Source organism: Chryseobacterium pennae (assembly GCF_003385515.1).
Classification (GTDB): Bacteria; Bacteroidota; Bacteroidia; order Flavobacteriales; family Weeksellaceae; genus Chryseobacterium; species Chryseobacterium pennae.
On the sequence record NZ_QNVT01000024.1, the window covers coordinates 1 to 20,728 of the forward strand.

At 34.3% G+C, this 20,728-nt stretch carries 20 protein-coding genes; 15 read left to right on the plus strand and 5 right to left on the minus strand.

Annotated elements, in window-relative coordinates; all coding sequences use genetic code 11:
* Positions 1–445 precede the first annotated feature (445 nt).
* From DRF65_RS20420 to DRF65_RS20430, 3 genes are all read left to right on the plus strand, one after another.
* On the plus strand, positions 446–1,675 hold the full coding sequence (locus tag DRF65_RS20420) for a site-specific integrase (protein ID WP_165852281.1): 1,230 nt from the start codon (positions 446–448) through the stop codon (positions 1,673–1,675).
* A 104-nt stretch (positions 1,676–1,779) separates the two neighbouring features.
* Positions 1,780–2,073, plus strand: a complete 294-nt coding sequence (locus DRF65_RS20425) for a helix-turn-helix domain-containing protein (RefSeq protein WP_115972593.1) — start codon at positions 1,780–1,782, stop codon at positions 2,071–2,073.
* Between the two features lie 3 nt (positions 2,074–2,076).
* Positions 2,077–3,330: a type II toxin-antitoxin system HipA family toxin gene (locus DRF65_RS20430; RefSeq protein ID WP_115972594.1), complete on the plus strand. Its 1,254-nt coding sequence runs from the start codon at positions 2,077–2,079 to the stop codon at positions 3,328–3,330.
* A gap of 117 nt (positions 3,331–3,447) precedes the next feature.
* Here the strand turns inward: DRF65_RS20430 and DRF65_RS20435 are convergent, their stop codons facing one another.
* Genes DRF65_RS20435 through dndC form a run of 5 tightly spaced genes read right to left on the minus strand, consistent with a single transcriptional unit; the run spans position 3,448 to position 10,191 of the window.
* On the minus strand, positions 3,448–4,770 hold the full coding sequence (locus DRF65_RS20435) for a DGQHR domain-containing protein (protein ID WP_165852282.1): 1,323 nt from the start codon (positions 4,768–4,770) through the stop codon (positions 3,448–3,450).
* Positions 4,754–5,212: a hypothetical protein gene (locus DRF65_RS20440; protein WP_115972596.1), complete on the minus strand. Its 459-nt coding sequence runs from the start codon at positions 5,210–5,212 to the stop codon at positions 4,754–4,756. The genes DRF65_RS20435 and DRF65_RS20440 overlap by 17 nt, the downstream gene beginning before the upstream one ends.
* 2 nt (positions 5,213–5,214) lie before the next feature.
* Entirely contained in the window at positions 5,215–6,759 is a 1,545-nt protein-coding gene (locus DRF65_RS20445) for a DndE family protein (RefSeq protein WP_115972597.1), read from the minus strand.
* Positions 6,749–8,851 carry a DNA sulfur modification protein DndD gene (gene dndD, locus DRF65_RS20450; protein WP_115972598.1) on the minus strand — a complete coding sequence of 701 codons (2,103 nt, stop codon included), beginning with the start codon at positions 8,849–8,851 and terminating at the stop codon, positions 6,749–6,751. Before dndD ends, DRF65_RS20445 begins: the two co-directional genes overlap by 11 nt.
* The gene (gene dndC / locus DRF65_RS20455) at positions 8,851–10,191 is read right to left on the minus strand and encodes a DNA phosphorothioation system sulfurtransferase DndC (RefSeq protein WP_115972599.1); all 1,341 of its coding nucleotides are present in this window, start codon (positions 10,189–10,191) and stop codon (positions 8,851–8,853) included. The genes dndD and dndC overlap by 1 nt, the downstream gene beginning before the upstream one ends.
* A 469-nt stretch (positions 10,192–10,660) precedes the next feature.
* On the opposite strand from dndC, the gene mobC reads away from it, so the two are divergent.
* The 12 genes from mobC to DRF65_RS20515 all read left to right on the plus strand — a co-directional run bounded on the left by mobC (position 10,661) and on the right by DRF65_RS20515 (position 20,711).
* Positions 10,661–11,035, plus strand: coding sequence for a plasmid mobilization relaxosome protein MobC (gene mobC / locus DRF65_RS20460; RefSeq protein ID WP_115972600.1), 375 nt, complete (start codon positions 10,661–10,663; stop codon positions 11,033–11,035).
* Positions 11,032–12,474, plus strand: a complete 1,443-nt coding sequence (locus DRF65_RS20465; RefSeq protein WP_115972601.1) for a relaxase/mobilization nuclease domain-containing protein — start codon at positions 11,032–11,034, stop codon at positions 12,472–12,474. Before mobC ends, DRF65_RS20465 begins: the two co-directional genes overlap by 4 nt.
* Positions 12,471–13,106 (plus strand): ParA family protein, encoded by a 636-nt coding sequence (locus DRF65_RS20470; protein WP_115972602.1) that lies wholly within the window; start codon positions 12,471–12,473, stop codon positions 13,104–13,106. The genes DRF65_RS20465 and DRF65_RS20470 overlap by 4 nt, the downstream gene beginning before the upstream one ends.
* Positions 13,094–13,477 (plus strand): hypothetical protein, encoded by a 384-nt coding sequence (locus DRF65_RS20475; RefSeq protein ID WP_115972603.1) that lies wholly within the window; start codon positions 13,094–13,096, stop codon positions 13,475–13,477. Before DRF65_RS20470 ends, DRF65_RS20475 begins: the two co-directional genes overlap by 13 nt.
* A 7-nt stretch (positions 13,478–13,484) precedes the next feature.
* Entirely contained in the window at positions 13,485–14,027 is a 543-nt protein-coding gene (locus DRF65_RS20480) for a hypothetical protein (RefSeq protein ID WP_123947402.1), read from the plus strand.
* Between the two features lie 136 nt (positions 14,028–14,163).
* Entirely contained in the window at positions 14,164–14,499 is a 336-nt protein-coding gene (locus tag DRF65_RS20485) for a DUF4134 domain-containing protein (protein ID WP_115972605.1), read from the plus strand.
* 3 nt (positions 14,500–14,502) lie between these two features.
* Positions 14,503–14,811 (plus strand): DUF4133 domain-containing protein, encoded by a 309-nt coding sequence (locus DRF65_RS20490; protein ID WP_115972606.1) that lies wholly within the window; start codon positions 14,503–14,505, stop codon positions 14,809–14,811.
* 12 nt (positions 14,812–14,823) lie between these two features.
* On the plus strand, positions 14,824–17,883 hold the full coding sequence (locus tag DRF65_RS20495; protein WP_115972607.1) for a TraG family conjugative transposon ATPase: 3,060 nt from the start codon (positions 14,824–14,826) through the stop codon (positions 17,881–17,883).
* Positions 17,870–18,529: a hypothetical protein gene (locus DRF65_RS20500; protein ID WP_115972608.1), complete on the plus strand. Its 660-nt coding sequence runs from the start codon at positions 17,870–17,872 to the stop codon at positions 18,527–18,529. The genes DRF65_RS20495 and DRF65_RS20500 overlap by 14 nt, the downstream gene beginning before the upstream one ends.
* The gene (locus tag DRF65_RS20505; RefSeq protein ID WP_115972609.1) at positions 18,526–19,200 is read left to right on the plus strand and encodes a hypothetical protein; all 675 of its coding nucleotides are present in this window, start codon (positions 18,526–18,528) and stop codon (positions 19,198–19,200) included. The genes DRF65_RS20500 and DRF65_RS20505 overlap by 4 nt, the downstream gene beginning before the upstream one ends.
* Position 19,201: 1 nt before the next feature.
* Positions 19,202–19,879, plus strand: a complete 678-nt coding sequence (locus DRF65_RS20510) for a hypothetical protein (RefSeq protein WP_115972610.1) — start codon at positions 19,202–19,204, stop codon at positions 19,877–19,879.
* A 13-nt stretch (positions 19,880–19,892) separates the two neighbouring features.
* Positions 19,893–20,711 (plus strand): hypothetical protein, encoded by an 819-nt coding sequence (locus DRF65_RS20515; protein ID WP_123947403.1) that lies wholly within the window; start codon positions 19,893–19,895, stop codon positions 20,709–20,711.
* Positions 20,712–20,728: the final 17 nt, after the last annotated feature.

Sequence of the window (20,728 nt, forward strand, 5' to 3'; positions counted from 1 at the left end):
AAAATCAAAAACTTTAGATTACAGCTCAGAGGAGTAAAAGATAAATCTTTTTTTCTTTTTAGATTAACCAAACTTTTTGCGTAATCCACAACTTTTGGTACTGATCCAAGTTATGCAATGTGCAGAGCTGTAATCTGAATGAAAAAATAATTTTATCCAAATTGTAAATCAGATCCTATAAGATTGCTGATTGTTTTTATCTTGTAATGAATGGAAATAAAAAAAGACCTACATTTCTGTAAGTCTTTTTTGCTCCTCCTGCTGGGCTCGAACCAGCGACCCTCTGATTAACAGATGAAAACCATAGGGTTTCATCTATTTGCATTTAGCTTCAAATATGCTGATTTACAATGGGTTATGATATTGAATGTCTACTTTTGGTTTCATCTATTTTGAGTACCAAGTACAACATGTTGTACTGATGTTGTACTCAAAAATTAAACATATGAAACCAAGTATTAAAACCATTTGCAAAAAGAATCCATTACAAGATGGGCTATTTCCTATTTATTTGAGAGTTACAATAAATAGGAAGTCAAAATTTTACTCTACTCCATACAAATGTAAACTAATTGAATGGAATTCTAAAACAGGTGAGTTCAATTCTAAGTTTAGAAATCATCTTTCTTTTAATTCATCCTTGAGAACCTTAAAAGATGAGGCAACCGATATTATCGAACAAATCCAAAAAGAGCAGGGAATAGTTACTTTAATACAATTTGACAACCATTATCGTCTTCGTGGAAATTCCGGAATTTTACTTAAAGAGTTTTTTGAAAAAGAGATTAAATTGATGGAAGAAAACGGACAAATCAGCTATAAAATTTCGCTGGAAACAACAATAAGAGCCCTCGGAAAATTTAAAAGAAATATAGATAAGTACAGGTTTGAAGATATTGATGAACCTTTTTTAAACGGCTTCGAGAGACATCTCCGTAAAAATGCAGATGATGGCGGGATTGCCGTATATATGAGGAATATTAGAATGGTTTATAACAAAGCAATTAAAGCAAAAGTTGTCTCCAAAATTCATTATCCTTTTTCAAAAGAAGGATACAAAATATCGAAATTAAAAAGTCAAAAGAAGAAAAAGGCTTTGTCTGAACAAGAATTCGAAAAGATTATTGATTTTGATGTGGAGAAAGCTCCATCTGTCAGACATGCAAGGTATCTTTATATTTTCAGTTATTACGCAAGAGGGATGAACTTTACAGATCTGGCAGAATTAGAATGGTCACATCTGGAAGATTTAAAATTTAGTTATAGCAGGATAAAAACGAAAGCACATATCAACGTGAAATTACCAAAAAATGAAATCATAGGAGAAATCTTAAATTTCTATAAAAAATATAGGATTTATGACACTCCTTATATATTTCCGATATTGAAAATGAATAAGGAAGAATATTCTGCTCAAGAATTATATGATAGAAAATATTCAGTAAGAAAATACTACAATAAGCAATTGAAATATCTCCTTAAATTATGTGAAATTGATAAGCACATTACATTTTATACAGCCCGGCATACTTTTGCGACAACAGCTTTGAGAAAAGATGTAAACATCAATATTATCAAACAGTCTTTGGGACATAAGAAACTTAGCACAACAGAAAGTTATCTCGAAGATTTTTCAACTAATGAAGTGGATTTGGTTATTGAGAACATTTTTTGATTCTTGAAAACAAATTATAAAAAGCTATAGTAATTTTCATAATTATATTTTGTATATTATTTTAGTCAAATTTTGTATATTTGTAAATAATAATATACAATATAATGTCTTTAACAAGAAAGCAAACCATTTTTCCAAAATACAATAGTATTCTGGAACAGATGGGAGAAAATATCAAGCTTGCCCGCAAGCGCAGGAAACTCACAACAATGCAAGTTGCGGAGCGAGCAGATATTACCCGTGCGACACTTTCAAAAATTGAAAAAGGTAATCCATCTGTTGCTTTTGGAGCCTATTTTAATGTATTAAGGGTCTTAGGTTTGGAAAAAGATATTTTGAAACTGGCTTCTGACGATGAATTAGGACGAAAATTACAAGATTTGGATTTATTAACATAAAAAATGGCACCGACAAAAAAAGACATATACGTATTCGCACATTGGAAGGGAATGGCAGAGCCGCAAATTATTGGTATTCTTTCAGCACATTCTGCTAAAGGAAGAAAAGCTTTTAGCTTTCAATATGATAAGAGCTGGCTTAATACATCAGAACGATATCTTCTTGATCCGGACATTCAGTTTTTTCCAGGAACTCAATTTCCATCCGGAAAAGAAAATTTTGGAATATTTACAGACAGTATGCCCGATACATGGGGGCGTACTTTGATGAAAAGGAGAGCAGCTAAAGAAGCAAAGGAAAAAGGATTGATTAAACCCTCGGTGCTATATGACATAGATTATCTTTTAGGAGTATATGATGAAAGTAGGATGGGAGCTTTGCGTTTTAAAGTTGAATTAGACGGTCCTTTTTTAGATCATAATTCATTAATGCCCACACCTCCCTGGTCGCATATCAGAGAATTGCAGTTTGCGGCGAAAATAATGGAAGATGATAAAGATAATCATGATATTCAGAAATGGCTTGCAGTACTTATGGCTCCAGGTTCTTCTTTAGGCGGAGCCAGGCCAAAAGCTAATATTTTGGATGAGAATGGTGATCTATGGATTGCAAAGTTTCCCTCTAAGAATGATGTGATTGATAAAGCAGCGTGGGAATTTCTTGCTTATCGATTAGCGGTGAATGCCGGAATAGAAATGGCACCGTCTAAAATAGAGAAAATAACAGGAAAGCATCATACTTTTTTTACAAAACGTTTTGACAGGGAAAATACAGAACGCATTCATTTTGCTTCAGCAATGACGATGACCGGAAATAATGAAGAGACGATCAGAGACAATTCGGCAAGCTACCTGGATATTGCAGAATTCATCAGTAATTATGGGGTTAATATTGAAGAAAACCTGCACCAGCTATGGAGGAGGATGGTATTTAACATTACTATTTCGAATACGGATGATCATTTAAGAAATCATGGCTTTATACTGACGGAGAAAGGCTGGTCTCTTTCGCCTGCTTATGACCTTAATCCTTCTGTTGATAAAGACGGGCTTGCCCTCAATATTGATCTTGAGCATAATGATCTTGATATAGACCTTGCCAAAAGTGTTGGAGAATACTTACGTTTAAATCCTGTACAGATGGAGCAGATTATTTCAGAAGTTTATTCAAGTGTATGTAAATGGAAAGAAATTGCTGCTGAAATAGGAATCTCCAGATCGGAGCAGGAATTAATGGAAGGAGCATTTAAGGTGTAATTTCAGTACAATAATTGGAATTGGGTGGTCAATATCACTGGAATTTACATTCAAGCATTAGTTCATCTTTGAAACAGTCTCTTTAAGATAATTTTATTCGCGTAATTCTATTTTTATTTATTCTAGCGTTCTAAGTTCTTTTAATCTAAGGTCCGCTAAATCTTCGGGAGGGAAAATTTTTAAACTCATATCCAAATAAAAATATTTTTTTCCTCGCTGATTAAAAGAATAACGGTTGACATTAGAAATATCAATATCTTGAATATATTTCAAATATTTATCTCGAAATATTGTTTTAGAAATTTCATAATTTAGTTGTTCTATATTTTTTTCTTCTTTTAGGATATCCACCAAGATTTTTAATAGTGATTCATATCCAATAGTAGTATGTAAAATATTTGTTGGCATATTATTTCCTTCAAAATCCCACAATCCTTCAAAGATATTTTTGATTTCATAAAAATAGAAAAACATTATATCTGAAATTAAACTATCTCTGTCGCTAGCATAATATTTTCTAAAAGGAAGAAATCTATTTGAACTTGAATTGCGATTTAATAACTCTTTTCTTTTTTTGTATCTATCATTTTCTGATTCTCTTAAATTTTCCGAAATTAAATTTACAATTGATTTTACCATCGTTGCTTGAGACAAAGGAGGAGTGTCATTTTTACTATAAGAGGCACCATATAATTTAATTCTTTTATAAAAAGGAGATTTTTTATGTCCATTTAGTCTTAAAACAATTTCAAGTGCTGTTTTTTGAGGAGTATCATCAGTATCTAAACCGAATAAACTATAAACCAAACTTTGTGACACCCTTTTTTGGGTTCTATTTATTGTAGAGAATATCATTGCTTGATACTCTAAAGTTTTGTCGATAAAAAAAGTAACAACTAATTGTATGTTTAATAAATCATTTAATCTATCTTGGAAAAACATTAGTTTATTTTCAAGAGAATTACTCATATTGATTCTTAGGTTTTTAATAAGAAAATCAATTTCGTTTCTCAATCTCTGTATTGCAATTTCGATTCCTTTAACTCTATGTTGTCCATCTATTATAGAGATAAATATATTGCCATCTTCTTTTTTTAATTCAGAAAATACCTTTGGGTTGAGTGTAATACTGACTCTATTTTTTTCATCAACTAAATATTCATCAATTACTTCAATAGGAATATGAAGCACTATATTTGTTGGAAAGGTAGCATCAGGGTCATTAATTAAAAAATCTGCAATTTTTTGAACTCTTGGATTTTCAATATTTCTTTGAATTTGCTCATTATAAATTGGTTCACCATCTTCATCATAACTAACAATAAGGCGTCTTGTATATTTTGTGAATTTTAAAATTTCTTGAATAGAATATACTCCAATTAAAAAATCCTGTTTATTTTGCCTAACAGCAATCGCTTCTATTTTACCAGTTGTTTCCATGAGTTTCATTACTTTCGTTAATTATCTTATCACTAAAAGTAGGAGTATCTTTATTGTTATACCACCAAAAACTTAAACCAATGAAAGAACCAATTAAGGATAAAAATAAAGCTACGTTAACTTGGCCTTTAATTTTTAACCAAACCGTTGATATAATTAAAAAAATTAAGAGAAGAATTAATATAATTATTGTAAAAATCCTTGATTTTAGTTCATACTTATTATCCAATATATCTATATGCCTAAAAATTGAATCAACACAACCTGCAAAATATATAGCAATATAAAAAGTTGTAAGATTTATAGGAATCTCTTCTGTAACAATCTCTTCTGACAATGCCAATGCTAAAATAACGGGTAACCAAATTCCAACTGTCCCTATAAAAACAATTGCAATCCAAAAATATTTTGTTTTTAAGGATTTGAAATTAAATAATTCCATATCTATTTTGTATTAAAAATTTCTCCAAACTCAAATTCTTTAATATTTGAAATTGCCTGTCTTGGATTAATAGCTTCCATTGAACGGTTTATTTTACCTCTTTGCTTTTCTCCTGCTCCTAAAAATTTGCTAACGGATTTCCAATTGTTACCGTCTTTTATTTGCATTAAAAATGCAGATTGGCACATTTCAGAAAAATCAAATGTTGGTTGGTTAAATTCTTCAATACCTTGTGAAACTAACATTACAGAAACTCCTTGTGAACGGACTTCACGCAATAATTTTTCTAAAATTTCTTGTGATTTCTTTTCTTTAAATACATTATGAGCTTCATCAATAAGTAACACATATCGAAGACCGCTGTAATTTTCCTCAATAGGCACTTTATCCATATTCATAAATGTATTATACAGATAATAAATTACTAAAAATGTAGCTGTAAAACGCACCTCTTTGCTTAAATCTCCTGAAAGACTTAAATAGTAATTTTCATTAATAAAATCTCCTAATTTTTTATTATCAAACAATTCAATTTCAGTTAAGCCAATCAATATTTGAGTTAATGAAGTAGGTTTATCCCCTGCAATCTCATAAACATTCTCTAAAACATCTGATAATGTTGGATAACTACCATCTTTTTTATCTTCAAACGCTTTTCTTGTGGCGTCTTTTAAATGTTGTTTTTGAACATTTCCTAAATTAGCATATTTAACAATTATATCCACAAAGCGACCTATTCCAACAATTTTATCCCTTTCATTTACATTATTAATGAATGATAATGGGTTAACTGGAAAGGAGTCCGTAGGTGTGTCAATTAATTTAGCATTTGTATTGTTGAAAAAATCTTTAAAATCTTTATTTGATTTATCACTTTCAGTCATTCCTTTAAAATCTAAATAAAGATAATTGACCTGGCCTTTTGACTCTGTTATAATTCTTTCTAAAAATTTTCTCGCAAAATAAGATTTACCTGCTCCTGATTGTCCTGCAATGGCAATATGGCAGTTCCCATACATTGATGTGTTGTTTGGGGTAAAATAAATATCTTTCCCTTTGTATTCTCCAATTAAAACTTTAATCGGTGCTAAATAACTTTCTTTTTCTTTTAAAGAATTATTTTTGTTTTTGACAAAGTCAAAATTGGTTTCATTTTCGTTAATGGCATCAATTCCGATTTCTATATGGTCTAATAAAAATTCTATACCCGATACATTTTTATTTTCTTCAAAATACAGATTTATCATTTCTAAACCATTGTCAATATGCCATTTCAGATATTTTCTTACATCTGTATCATCTTTATGGATTTGATATTTTTGACAAATAAGCGAAACATAATAATCCTTATAACTTCCAAATAAAGTATTGTCTTTGTATTCTTTTTGTTTATCCGCTGAACTATAGAGGCTTTCTGAGTTGTAGATAGCACCTTTAGCCAATGAATACGCCAATGAAATTCGGGCAATATGGTTTTCTTCTCCCAAACCCATTTTATTGGTAAGCTTTTTTACAAGCTCTGATGATGTTTTTATATTAAATTGCATCTTGATAATCCTTTTCAAATATTCTAAACAAATCTTCTTTATTCTCTACTTCTTCAAATGAAGATTGTTCATTATCAACATTCTTAATCAAATAAGTCTTGCTAATATTTGGTAATAAAATAGTAAATTCATCTTCGCTCATTTCTTTTTTAAGTAATGGGAAAATAATAACTTGGTCTGAAACTTTTGGATAGAAATGTTTAACAATACTATTAGAATGGTCTACATCAAATTTCTGCATTGGAGAGTCTATAAATACAGGGAAACTGATATTTGATTCATCAACCAAACCTTTGAGTAAGGCTGTCGCATACATCTGTTGTTCTCCTTTGGAAAGAGAATCTTTATTGATAATATTACCTCTTGAATCAATTAAATGAATATCAATATCTTCCCCAATAATTTCAACATTTACATCATTAATGAACGATTTTTTATGAAGCAATGTATTAAGTCCGCCTTTAATACGTTCAGAAAGCGATTTTGATTTTTCGTTTTTGAAATCTATAATAAATCGTTTCAAAGTCTTAATTGTATTTTCAACTTCTTTTCCGATTTCTATATTTTCTTTTCCTAAATCAAGCCTTTCTGTAATTCTATTAATTTCCTTTCTGTGCTGAATAAGTGTATTCTCATTTTCCTCAATTTTTTGTTTTAATACACCAATTCTTTGTTGAATTCCTTCGTATTGTTGTTCAAGTTCACTTTTCTTTTTCCTGTCGGCAACAACTAAAGCATCCTCCGATTTTTCTTCTGCAAGTTTTATTTTCTTATTAATGTCATTCAATTCATTTTTTGAACGTATGAAATCAGTATTAATTCTGCTGAATTTTTCCTTGAATGATAATCTAATATTGTTTATAAATTGTTCTAATTCTGCTTTTTCAGACTCTGAATAATTATGCAGTAATTCAACATCTTCGGAATTTTGAGTTTCTTCTTCTCCAAGATGTTTCTTTACTAATTCTTTAAAGTTTTGAATATAATATTCTTGTACTTCGTGCGTAATTTGAATGTCTTTAGGGCGTGGTAGGTTGATTAAATCATTGATAATTTTTGTTGAAATATCATCTACTTTATTTTTATCAAAGTTTCTATTAATAAAGTTTCTTTCATCAACAATTTGTTCAAATACTTGTGTTAACAATTTTCCTGCAATCGCAAAAGGAATTATCTCAAAATAAGATTTTAATTCTGTTTGAATTTGACCAACGTGTTTTTCTAAATCTTCCTTTCTATCACGGAGTTCATTTAATTCATCAACAGTAATTACACTACCATTTTTTATTAATTTTTCTTGTAATTTAGAAATATCAAATTTTAATGCAGAAGCATCTTCATTAAGATTGTCAATTTGGCTTTGAAACTCAACATTTTCTTCTTCTATATCCAAAGACTCTCTTTTAATTCGCTCTAAATTTGATTTATCTTTTGTACTTGCTGTTTTTTCCTTTAAATCATTCAGATATTTTTCTAAATCTTCCTTTAAATCTTGATAATGTTTAATACCTAAAACTTCTATATATGCTTGACTTAAATCTTTTCTTTGTTCTGCTGTGTGGATTTCAGCAAGTGAAACAATTTTTTCAGCATCAAAAAAGAAAAATTTTGCAATTTCTTTTGGCATAATGAAATCACGAATAAATATTTCTTTACCTACTTCTTCAGCTAGCTCACTTTCCATTCCATCTATTAGAATTTCCAATTCTTCTTCTTTTGAGCCTTCTGTATGATAAGTTCTTGTAATTTTTAATTCATCACAAGTAATATCAGGTATAGTAGTAACATTTGCAAATGTTACAGAAACAGAAAATGTGGTCTTCCCCTCATATTCTGCTTGCCTGTTCAAACTATTCTTGATATATTTTTTGTAATTTCCATTACTTTCAATTTCTCGTTTGTAAATTTCGTCGACATCACTCATTTGTCGTCCATACATACACCAAACAAGAGACATTAGGAAAGTAGTCTTTCCATAACCATTTTTACCACTAACAATGACAATATTTTCATCATCTTTAACGGATAGATTTATTTTGTTATAACCTTTGTATATTCTAAAGTTATTAAGTTCAATTTGTTTAATTGTCATTATGCCGTAATATACTGTTTATAACGCTTTTCAATATCTTCAATCAATCCCCTTCGTTTCATCATAATAGTTTTCGACTTTTCTAGTTTTAGTAAGTCTTGAATTAAAGTGAATTGTTTTTTATCTTTTTCGCAAGCAGACAATAATAATTCTTCTTCCTTTTTTACAAGTTCATTGTGCTGTTTCATATCAAGATGTTTATTAAATACTTTATTGTAGATGTCGGAAACTGTATATTGGAAATACAAATCACGATACCATATAACCTGAATTGCAATCAATTCCTGTTTGTTTATCAATTCAACCTCATATCCCAAATCATTAATTTGTTTTTGTGCTTCAAAAATTTTTTCAAGAATCTCAGCTCTATGTTTTAGCTCGACAACTCCACCATGTGGTATTGTTGCTTCAACTCCATTTCTTCTTAAATGGGAGCGATTTTCTGGTTTATTTCTTTCTTCTTGAATCCAATTACGCAAATCTCGCAATGGAATTAACCACTCTTGCCCATTTTCTATTTGAGCCGAAATAGACTTATCTTGTTTCACAACGGTACAAGTCCAACAACCAAAACGACTTTGCCCACAAGATTTATGTTCTTTGTCTGAAACCATTGTAGGACACTCATAATCATCTGCACTTGCATCCATATAAATATCAAACAACTCTTTGTTATTTGCTCCCCAAGGTGATTGAAACGTATTGATAATATACCAAATCTCCTCTAATTGTAGTTCCTTTATAGGAGAATAGACAAACACATTATTTTGAAGAGGATGCTTTGTTAAACGTTTTCCCTTTATTTCGTGTTTTTTAATTGACTTAGCTCTTGAAGAACTTTCACTTTTTCGTGTTCCTACAAGAATAATTGCCTCATGATGGTCATTATCTTCACTTTTAACTATGTCGGTGACAAATTTTGCTGTAGGTTTTATTTTTAATCTTTCAGTACACCATCTAAAACTATTATTAGGTGCAGGATAACCCTTTCCTATGAGGTTTACAAAAAAAGAATCTTCAAGTCTAGGTATTGTTTTCTGAACAAATATTGGTAAAGAATGTTTTAAAGACGCTTCTTTAATCTTCTCCAAAACTTTATTTACATAATTTGTAATTATTGGATTTTCTACTAAAGTATCATTACAAACTACGTGAACCTCTCTACTTAAAAAAGAACTACCTTTTTCATTCTTTATCTTCAATAAAGCCAACCATGTGAGTGTTAATAATACTGTCGAATCTTTACCACCACTAAAGCCTATAATCCACGGTCTTTTGCTATCATCAATAGAGTATTGGTCAGCTATTTCATCAATTATATATTTAATTCTCTTACTCATTTTATAATGTAAATATAATTCTTACACAAAGAGCCTTTTATCTAGAATAAGAAAAAAACTCCAAATAGCCAAATATAGTGATATTTTAAATATAATTTTGAATCAAAAAAAATAGTTTGCTTAGTTTTATTAAAAAACAAAAAAGAGATACTGTAAACAGAATTAGAAAGTACTTCTATATAACTTATTTGATCTGTTTTGCCCTTCAATGCTTTATTACAATTACAAAATTAAATAATAAAAACCTCAGAAAGATTACGGGATACCGTATTTTAGACCGATCAATATATGGGTTTAGTTTCTGAGGAGGAATCTTATCCTCTAAGGCTTTAATAAAAAATATTATTTTAGCAATATTATTTCTAATCAGGAGAAAACACTTTTCTCGTTTGCTAATCTTGTAACAACAATTTGCCTGAACACTTAACAAAAAGTATAAAATCAGGTCATTAACCTAAAGAATAGATAAATGAAAAAAGACCATCTACCGACCCGCACTAAAAATGCAAGGATCACCCTACGCTTGGACCAAACAATCAAAGATAAATGGTTATTGCACTGCCGGAAATCTAATATTTACCTCTCTGATTTCATTGTGAATACGGTCGAAGGCAGAATGCTTGAAAATGACCGTAAAGAAATCATGTCCTTTATTGAAAAACAGGGAAATATTTTCGCTAAGATAGAGAACAATATCAACCAGATTGCGCGGTATGTCAATACCGAAAAATCGATACCGAAAGAGCTATTACAAGAGTACAATTCCAAACTTCAGGAGCTTAACAGCCTGAAAACCGAGCAAAATAAAATCATCAGGAAAATTTACACCGAACTTGCCAAATGATCGTAAAAATTTTAAATAAAACCTCTAAAGAATTCAATGGGGTTACTTATAATGATAAGAAGATTGACAAAGGAAAAGGAGAGCTTCTGGTCATGAAGAACTTTCCTGCCTATATCAATACTTCTTCAAACAGACAGGAAGTCAAAAATTATTTTAAGGCAATCTCTAATAGCAACAAACGAATTCAAAATCCCCAATTCCATTGTACGATCTCTGCTAAGGGCAGATCACATTCAAAGGAACAACTGGCACTAACCGCTGAAAAATTTATGGATAAGATGGGCTATGGACAGCAGCCGTACATTGTGGTTTTTCATAATGATACTTCCAATAATCATGTCCATATCGTCAGTTCCAGGGTTGATAAACATTCCGGAAAACGGATAGAACGGGATTTTGAAAAATATAAAAGCCAGACTGCCCTTCAGGAAACTTTAAAAGAACTATACGGAACAGATGTCCATAAAAAGCTGGATAATCTTTTAGGGTATTCCTATACTAATACAAGCCAACTACAAAAACTGCTGGAAAGTTCCGGTTACTCTGTGTATGAAAAAGAAAATACGACTCATATCCTTTGCAATGGGTTGCATTTAAAGTCAATTAATACAGAAGATTTAAAATTTTCAGAAAAGAATATTGAAGATATCAGAAAAAAACAGATATTTGCGATATTCAAAAAATACAAAGGGGTATTTTCAAATTCTGTGTTTAAAGTCGCAGACGAAAAAGGAAAATACATCTCCTACCAATCAGAACTTCAATACCAGCTTAAGAAGAAATTTGGGATTGATGTTGTTCTTTCATTCAAGGATGATAAACAGCCCTTCGGCTATACCATCATCGACCACAAAACAAAAGCAATATATAAAGGAAGTGAAATCATGAAAATGGGTGACCTTTTCAAGATGACCTCCGAAGTATTAGATAAAAAGCTCTTTGAAATTCTGGCCAATTCAAATATAACAATCGAAACGAAGGAAGCTTATAAAAAGCATTTGGAAGACGAGTACAAATGCGAGATCCGGGATTATATGATTTTTTTGAAAGATTCAAAAAAGACATCGTATAATACCTGGAAAGAAACACGAAATTCAACAATGGATCAAATCCGGAATTTTGGAAAAGTAAGCAGCCCGGAAGATAAGATTAAGATACTCAGCTTCGCAAATGAATTGTACGTTATTAACCGTAACGACAGTGCGATATTTATCCTAAAAGAATTGGTCACAGAGCACAATCAAAATCTTTATTTATCCCGGCTTCTTACCCCGCAAAATTTCGAACAGCATCCTATTGTAAGTGGCAGGCAGGTTCCGGTGTCAGCAGATTTTGAAGCAATGCTCCGGCGTTCTTCCCTGTTTGATCTTCCGGGGCCTTCACAGCCGACAGGCGAAGAACATGAAAATAATCGAAGAAAAAAGAAAAAAAAGAGATGATTATCACTTTTGCCAATCAAAAAGGCGGCGTGGGCAAAACCACTCTCGCCATTGCATTTGCCAATTATCTTTCCCTGTTTACCGATAAAAAAGTCAATGTAATTGATTTTGATTTTCAGCGTTCATTTTACAGAAGGTGGTCAGAAGACAAAGATGTAAAGGGAGAATATTTGTATGAAGTGGAAAAAATCTCCGAAGAAAATATTCACCTTACCCAAAACGAAAAAATTTTACAGCAGCTCAAAGGAAGCGAAGAAGTTTTTCTTTTTGATACGGCAGGCAATATTCAAAACAATTATACACAGGTATTACAATATAGTGATATCATCATTATCCCATTTGAATATTCCAATGTAACAATGATGTCTACCGTCCTTTTTCTTAATTTATTGAAGCTGATTAAGGTCAATGCAACATTGTATTTTATCAGGAGCAATATGCGGAAAGATGACAGCTATGAGTTAAAACCTGTGATGGACGCTGAGTTCGATGTAATCGGGAAGGTAATCGGCAGTCCGGTATTTACCAGGAAATGCCTGCTTAACATAGGTACTAAAGGATTAACCTATGAGCAAAGGCTGGCTGTAAAAGAAACATTCGATGAATTAATCTATCATGTATGGGAATTTTAGACCGTTATGCCACAGACGAAGATAAAGATGAGCTGGCAAGAAATCTGAAATTGCCTGTAGAAGAGAAAGCCCCAAAGGTAAATACAACTAACAAAAAATCCGAAGCTTCAGGGAAAAACAGAACTACAAAAGTAACGGAATCGAAACGTCTCACTGATAATGACTTGTTATCAGTTATCAATGAATTTGTCCAAACCTACAAAGAAAGCGATAAGACAAGCAGAATGATCAGGGTCCAGGACACTCAGTACCGGAAACTTGTCAGCCTGCGTGCTGATGGAATTTCGGTGAGCAGGTTCATCAGCTTTGCAGTACATCTCACCCTGGAGTCGAAGGATTATGATACCATCATGAACCATCTAAAACAATAACAATTCAATGGGAAAAGTCTTTATAGTTACCGGCATACTGTACCTCTTGTACTATGCCGGAAATATAGTGTACGACTTATTTATAAAAACAGCTGTCATCGTCAGAAATGAAAATGAAGGAGAATTGATAAGCCTCGGAAGCATTACAGAAGACATGCCTGCTGACATTGTGAATGTCAGTGAGCAGGAAACAGAGAATCTTAATATGCCCGGCTCTTATACCTTTTCTGATGATGAAGCATTATTTGCTGAGAATGATGATGAGTCGGGAATACATCAAGCCCGATACGAAGAAGAAAAAATGATTGACAATTACAATGAAGAGCCTGAGCCCACCACTGAAGAGAAGAACAATCAAACATCTTTTCTTTCCAGAATAAGTTCGGGTCTTAGTCTTAAAGAAGAGGATGTACTATCCAAAGAAACCGAAGTTCTTCCGAGTGTTATCTCGGATGAGGTATTCCGGAACTTCTTGGAAAAGGCTTCTCATCATATTGTAGTCAGCAGTGAAAGTGGCCAGAATTTTTATAAATCAAGTTTAGTTTTTTAACAGTTAAATAGCAGCGGCAGGATAAGCCGCATAGCGTTTCGATTCCAAAGTATACACTATATGTGTGCTTTGGAATTTTTTTTTAGAGCCAAAGGCTTTTTGAAAACAGAGTTCAACTAAAAATTTAAAGATCAAAATGAAAAAATATATTAAGCAATCATTTAGAAAATTTAACATCACCTTAAAGTTATCGGCAGTTGCGTTACTGCTCGTTTCTAACCTTGTATTAGCGCAGTCAGGGGGCGCAGGCGCTATTTCTTCCGCCACATCGGATATTGAAGAATATGTAGAGCCTGTGTCCAATCTTGTTCAAATGATTGGAGCTGTTGTCGGAATTGTAGGCGGGGTCCGCATTTACAACAAGTGGAATAATGGTGATAATGACGTCAATAAAGAGCTTATCGGCTGGGGAGGCGCCTGTATTTTCCTTTTGCTTGTACCTACCGTTATCCAGGCATTCTTTGGAATTTAAAAGATGGAAGAGAAGAGTTTTTTTCTTTACAAGGGGCTTAAAAAGCCTCTTGTATTCAAAGGCCTTAAAGGGAAATATATCTATTATGCAGGGGGTTCATTTGCGGGAACTATGATTTTAGGGATCATCCTAAGCAAAGTCATCGGTTTCTTTATCGGAATCGCGCTCGCTTTCGGTATTGGCGGTGGGCTGATCTGGAATGTATTCCGGCTTCAGAAAACCAGGGGTCTGTATAACAAGACTGCCAATCGTGATGAAATTCATATGCTTCCCGTCAGAATCAGGCTGAAACAGAAGTACAAATCCACGTAAAAAATTAGTGAAATGAAAAAGAAAACCTTTAGCTTTCCTTTTATCGGCTACGATTATGGTGCAGAGTTTGGCAGTGGCTATGACGTTCTGATCGGTGAATACGGAAATCCCATTATCGCCATTCAAATCAAAAATATCGTTACCCAGTATTCAGCAGATCGGGAGCTGTACTTAAAATACCATTCTGTTTTACTGAATATCATCAGTATCATTGGTGAAGGGCATATTGTCCAGAAGCTGGATATTTTTGATAAGAAGATTTACCACGCTCAGGCTCACGAAGAATATTTACAGCAGAAATATTCAGAGCATTTCGAAGGCAGGATCTTTAAAACCATTGACAGTATATTGGTGTTTACCCATCGAATCGATCAAAGCAAAAAGAAAAATCCCTATAAATATTCTGAAAAAAAATATAAGGAACTTCGGGATAAAGCAGAAAAAATTTTCATGCTCCTGAGAGATAATGGCTTTGAGCCTCGTTTCTTCTTTGAAAAGGATTTTGAATATTATGTCTCTTCCATCCTTTCTATGAACTTTGGAAAAGCGACTAAAGCACTCGATAATATCCGTTCGCTGGACAACAACATAAAAATCGGGAATTCTTTTGTAAAGGCAATTTCGCTGGTTGATGTTGAAAATATTGAACTCCCCAATGAGATGTATCCCTATACTACATTAGGCGGAAATGGAGCAACGAAAAATACGGCGGTTGATAATTTTTCCTTTCTGAATGATCTGGAGCAATATAATACGATCATCTACAATCAGGTTATTGTCATTCCCGACCAGGTGGAAAGGGTCAAATTTTTATCCAATAAAAAAAACCGTCATGAAGGATTTCAGAATGAACCGTTAAATCGTATCTGTGCAGAAGAAATCGGAATACTTCTGGATAATATTGCCAAAGACGGACAGCTTATTGCAGATGCCCATTACAGCCTGATCATTAGCTGTGAAACACGGGAAGATATGGAGAAAACGCAGTCTATGATTGAAAACCGGCTGTTTCAGAAAGGAATTATTACCAGTAAAAGCAGCTACAATCAGCTCGAGCTGTTTCGCGCTTCTTTGCCCGGTAACGCCAATGAGCTGAAAGACTACGATCTGTTTACCACCACGAGCGAAGCCTCGTTGTGTTTTTTTTTTAAGGAAAGTTATCCCATAGATGAACAGTCCGGTTTTTATCTCAGGTTTACCGACAGGCAGGGCGTTCCGCTTAAAATTGACACTTCCGATCTGCCGATGCAGACCGGAAGGATCAATAACCGTAACAAGTTTGTATTAGGACCCTCCGGCAGTGGAAAGTCTTTCCTGATGAACAGTATTATCGAGCAGTACCTCACCTATAATTATGATGTGGTCATCGTAGATGTCGGGGATAGTTACAGCGGAACAGCCAAATATAAAAACGGAAAATATATCCAGTATACGGAAGAAAAGCCCATTACGATGAATCCGTTTGTGATGGATAAGGCAGAATTCAATATTGAAAAGATAGAATTTTTAGGGAACTTAATTTTTTTAATCTGGCAAGGTCCTGATGCTTCAATGACCACTACGCAAAAATCCATCCTTGACAATCTTTTGCTTGCCTATTACCATCAGTATTTCAACGGCGGAACAAATTGGTATTCCCATAAAACATCACGGGAGCTCATCCTGTACCTAAACAAGTATAACATTTATGAGGAGGAACTGTATGCCGATTTCGAAAATCAGTTCAGGGAAAATGAGAGCTATTACCATATTTTGGGTATTCCTATGGCGGCGGAAAAGGATGAGATCAAAAAAGCTTTCAGGAAACTAGCGATTCAATACCATCCGGATAAAAATTTCAACAATGAAGATTATGATGACAGCCAGTTCGACAGAATCCATGAAGCCTACGAAACGCTTTCCAATGAAGAAAAAAGAAAGGCCTATGATGAAACGCTGCTCGTTCTTGCCAACAGAGAGATTATTAAAAAACCACAGGTCAATACCACAGAATGGGAAGAGGCTTTCCGAAGGGCACTCATCAAAAAAGTGACTGAGCTTGAAGAGAAACTGCATGTAGCGGAGCTGTCCTTCAACAGCTTTTATGAATACGCTGAAAAATTCCTGCCGATCTATTTATCCAACAAAAAGTTCAGGATTGCCGAAAATGAATTCAACTTAAGGACTTTTCTCTATGTGCTGGCAGATTTTTACAAAGGCGGAAGATACGGTACTGCACTCAATGAAAGTACGGATAATTCTTTATTTGAAGAGCCATTTATTGTCTATGAGATTGACAATGTGAAGGATAATCCCAAACTTTTCCCTATTGTAACGCTCATTATCATGGATACATTCATTCAGAAAATGCGTCTTAGAAAAGACCGCCGGAAGGCTATAATCCTGGAAGAAGCATGGAAAGCTATTGCCAGTAAGCTGATGGGCGGGTATATTTTATATTTATATAAGACCGTAAGAAAATTCTGGGGTGAAGCCATTGTCGTTACACAGGAACTGGATGATATCATTGGAAATACGGTCGTCAAGGACAGCATCATCAACAATTCGGATACGTTTATACTGCTGGATCAGACCAAGTTCATCGATAATTTTGACCGTATAGCAGCATTACTTTCCCTCAATGAAGTGGAGCAAAGCAAAATTTTTACGATTAACAACCTGAATAACAAAGGCGGCAGAAGCCGTTTTAAGGAATTTTATCTCAAACGTGGCAGCAAAGGCGAAGTCTATGGCAACGAAGTGTCTGTTTACCAATATTTGACCTATACCACTGAAAAGCCGGAGAAATCAGCCTTGGAATACTATGTTAATGCCTTCGGAAATTATCAGGAGACACTGGAGCATTTTGTTCAGGATATAGAAAATTTAAGGGATGGCCTGCCTAATCTGGTAGCCTTGGTCAACTTGTATCAGAAACCAATTGACAGACCCCTTATCGACTATTACCATTATTTCAAGAACCGGAATAAAGGCAGGGATTTTTTCAAAGCGATGAAAAGAGAGCTGCTTGACCATGATATGAATTTACAGGAATTTATTAAAACCCAACCAACAACCTATGAAAAAATATAGCATACTCTTCTTTGTCTTTGTCGTGAGTTTGCTTAAAGCACAGACTCCATATATCGACGTGTTGACCGCTCCTGCAATGGCACTCTATGCCAGCCAGATCAAAAATGAGCAGGAGAAAACGGTGGATGAAATGAATAAGCTTCAGCAGGCGCAGGCATTTGTTTCTTCCCAGATGGTTATTGCCAATGACCTTCAGAATAAGGTTTATAAAGGGCTGAAAGAAGTTAATGGAACCCTTAAGAATGGGATTCAGGTTCAGAATATTTACAATAACCTAAGCAAGATTATTACTAATGTCAACGGAATCTATGACGAAGTTCAGGATGCACCGGAATACAGTGTTTTTGCCTACAAGTCTGTTCAACTGATCACGAATAAAGCTACCGACATTTATACCGATGTCGCTGACCTTCTGACCAGCGGTGAGCTGAACCTGGCTACTTCCGGAGACAGGAGACGGCTGCTGTTTAATATTGAGAACAACACCCGCCTGATGAATGTATATCTGGTCAATGTGCGGTGGGCAATCAAAAGAGCCAAGAAAAAAGGCTTCTGGAAATCCATTAATCCGTTTCAGACGTATGTGAACACTGACAAGCAGATCTTTCAGCAGATTTTAAATAACGCAGGAACTTTAGGATTATGAAATCGTTTTTAAGACATTTTTTGTTTCTCCTGGTAATTATATATTCTTCATCATTACGGGGACAGTTTACCGGAGGCAATTACATCTGCTATTACCTGATCAATTCCGAAATTCAGAAAACGATGCAGGAAAATGAAAAGCAAAAAGAGATGAGAAATAAGCAGCTGACGAATTTAGGACTGGAATCCGCCAACAAAGAAGAGTGGAATAAATACAGGGAGGTCACTGAGAAAATCAGGGGCAGGCTCAATAACCTTTCATTTGCTGTCCAGGCTATCCCTACATCCGTAAGTATAGTAAAGGAAATTGAAAAGATTTACGAGATACAGTCCAAAATTTATGATGAGCTGGCAGATGCCCCGTTATGGATTCCTCTTGCCTTAAGCGGGCAATATGAATTCATTAACAGCTTACAGATGGATATCAGGCTGATGGCAGGTATTGTCCTGTCATACGGAACCATCAACGAAATGGAAAAAGCAGAACGTAAAATACTGCTGGATTATGCTGGGTCGGAAATTAAAGGGCTCCGGCAGCAATCTTATTCTACCCTGCAAAAAATTGTCAATGCCAAACGGAAAATGAAGCTGCGTAACAATCTTTTGCAAAATTGGGTTAACCGTGATAAGAAGATTATCCAGGATATCATTAACAACGCAAATCTTTACTAAAATGAGAAAACTATTTATGATACTGCCTTTGCTGTTTTTTATCAAAGGCAGTGCCCAGTATTATTACCAGCTCTATTATAACCTGGAATTACAGGCGCAGGTGACTGCCAACCAGGCGGCAAGAGTTGTGTCGGAAAAGCTCTATCAGAATTCCTATGAAAAGCAACGAAAGGCTTATGATGATATTAAAGAAAAAGCCACACAGGTGGTGGTGATTAAAAACCATATTTATAATCAGCTCCGCAATGTCAATTCCGCCTTAAAGCAGGGAAAACAGCTTGAAGCCATCTACTATGATTTTTCAAAACTGGTGGGAAATATGCAAAAAATGCTGGAATTGTCCGGTCAAAAACCCCAGTATGCGGTTTTGATTACCAATTATTATTCCAAGCTGTACCTCCATGCTATGAACTCTTATGAGAATATCAGCAGCTGTGTGATGAATGAGGAAAATGATTACCTGATGGATAGCTACGACAGGCAGAAGATCCTTTCCAAGATACAGCATGAGATCAAGATCATGAACGGATGGACAGTACATATTATCAATTACCTCCGGAATGCAGACAAAAAACCTTATTTCCGGCACATTGGTGTACTTAACAGCTGGTATATACAGGACAGGGCAATGATTCAAAATATTATTAACAATTATCAGTATAACCTTAACGGGGGGTAAAAATTTTTAAGCGATGAGAAATATTTTAATCATGACATTTATAATACTATTGCTCCCCCTCGCTGAAGGGAAAGGGCAAACCATCAAAAGGATAAAAGACAAGCATATCGTAGGGCAGGAAAAACGGCAGGTATTCTATGAGTGGGGGGACTGGCAGCCCAAACCCAAATATTTTCTGGGTATTCAGACCAATTATGCTTACGCTATGGTATGGGGCTGGCTTGCCCCGAGCCGGAACCGTAATTACAAAGGCGGCAGTGATATCCGCCCGCTTGGTCCGTGGGGACTTCAAAACCAGCGATACGCCACTACCCTTGTACAGCAGGATAAAACGGAAGAAATTCAGGAAGAAGCAAAAAATACATACGAAGAAAATCTCAAAGAATTTTACCACTATACCAATGCAACTTCATCGGCAGACCCCCTGTACCTGCTGTACTATAAAGACATGCTCAAAAGCCTTGACAATTTTGATACCACTTCTCCGGTTCCGTATCAGTGGGGATTTAGTTCCTATAAAGCTTGGGAGCGTTTTAACAATTACGGAATTATCGGAGAATGTAAAAGGAAGATCGATGTGATGCAGGATAAATACCGGATCGCCAAAACGGTAGATATGCCAAGGGGCAAACGGATTCTTGCTTATCACGACTGCCTTATAGAGTGGCGTAAGATGCAGAAATACCTTGCTTACCTCAATACGCAGGCTGAAAACAGGCTGAAAGCCGAAGCCAGGCTGGAAAGCTATAAAACTAAAAATCCCGGAAAGATCACCAAAGAGCGGCGTGACGCTGAAATATTTATGGATGTGCTGACGGGGCATTTATACTAATCAATACCAAACAATTT

Bases quoted from the DNA above. Each gene is read 5' to 3' on its own strand.
- DRF65_RS20480 (WP_123947402.1), top strand. From the start codon at position 13,485: ATGGGAAAAGTCTTTATAGTTACCGGCATACTGTACCTCTTGTACTAT.
- dndD (WP_115972598.1), bottom strand. From the start codon at position 8,851: ATGACAATTAAACAAATTGAACTTAATAACTTTAGAATATACAAAGGT.
- DRF65_RS20465 (WP_115972601.1), top strand. From the start codon at position 11,032: ATGATCGTAAAAATTTTAAATAAAACCTCTAAAGAATTCAATGGGGTT.
- dndC (WP_115972599.1), bottom strand. From the start codon at position 10,191: ATGAGTAAGAGAATTAAATATATAATTGATGAAATAGCTGACCAATAC.
- DRF65_RS20435 (WP_165852282.1), bottom strand. From the start codon at position 4,770: ATGGAAACAACTGGTAAAATAGAAGCGATTGCTGTTAGGCAAAATAAA.
- mobC (WP_115972600.1), top strand. From the start codon at position 10,661: ATGAAAAAAGACCATCTACCGACCCGCACTAAAAATGCAAGGATCACC.
- DRF65_RS20500 (WP_115972608.1), top strand. From the start codon at position 17,870: ATGAAAAAATATAGCATACTCTTCTTTGTCTTTGTCGTGAGTTTGCTT.
- DRF65_RS20475 (WP_115972603.1), top strand. From the start codon at position 13,094: ATGGGAATTTTAGACCGTTATGCCACAGACGAAGATAAAGATGAGCTG.
- DRF65_RS20430 (WP_115972594.1), top strand. From the start codon at position 2,077: ATGGCACCGACAAAAAAAGACATATACGTATTCGCACATTGGAAGGGA.
- DRF65_RS20470 (WP_115972602.1), top strand. From the start codon at position 12,471: ATGATTATCACTTTTGCCAATCAAAAAGGCGGCGTGGGCAAAACCACT.
- DRF65_RS20420 (WP_165852281.1), top strand. From the start codon at position 446: ATGAAACCAAGTATTAAAACCATTTGCAAAAAGAATCCATTACAAGAT.
- DRF65_RS20505 (WP_115972609.1), top strand. From the start codon at position 18,526: ATGAAATCGTTTTTAAGACATTTTTTGTTTCTCCTGGTAATTATATAT.
- DRF65_RS20490 (WP_115972606.1), top strand. From the start codon at position 14,503: ATGGAAGAGAAGAGTTTTTTTCTTTACAAGGGGCTTAAAAAGCCTCTT.
- DRF65_RS20425 (WP_115972593.1), top strand. From the start codon at position 1,780: ATGTCTTTAACAAGAAAGCAAACCATTTTTCCAAAATACAATAGTATT.
- DRF65_RS20495 (WP_115972607.1), top strand. From the start codon at position 14,824: ATGAAAAAGAAAACCTTTAGCTTTCCTTTTATCGGCTACGATTATGGT.
- DRF65_RS20515 (WP_123947403.1), top strand. From the start codon at position 19,893: ATGAGAAATATTTTAATCATGACATTTATAATACTATTGCTCCCCCTC.
- DRF65_RS20485 (WP_115972605.1), top strand. From the start codon at position 14,164: ATGAAAAAATATATTAAGCAATCATTTAGAAAATTTAACATCACCTTA.
- DRF65_RS20510 (WP_115972610.1), top strand. From the start codon at position 19,202: ATGAGAAAACTATTTATGATACTGCCTTTGCTGTTTTTTATCAAAGGC.
- DRF65_RS20440 (WP_115972596.1), bottom strand. From the start codon at position 5,212: ATGGAATTATTTAATTTCAAATCCTTAAAAACAAAATATTTTTGGATT.
- DRF65_RS20445 (WP_115972597.1), bottom strand. From the start codon at position 6,759: ATGCAATTTAATATAAAAACATCATCAGAGCTTGTAAAAAAGCTTACC.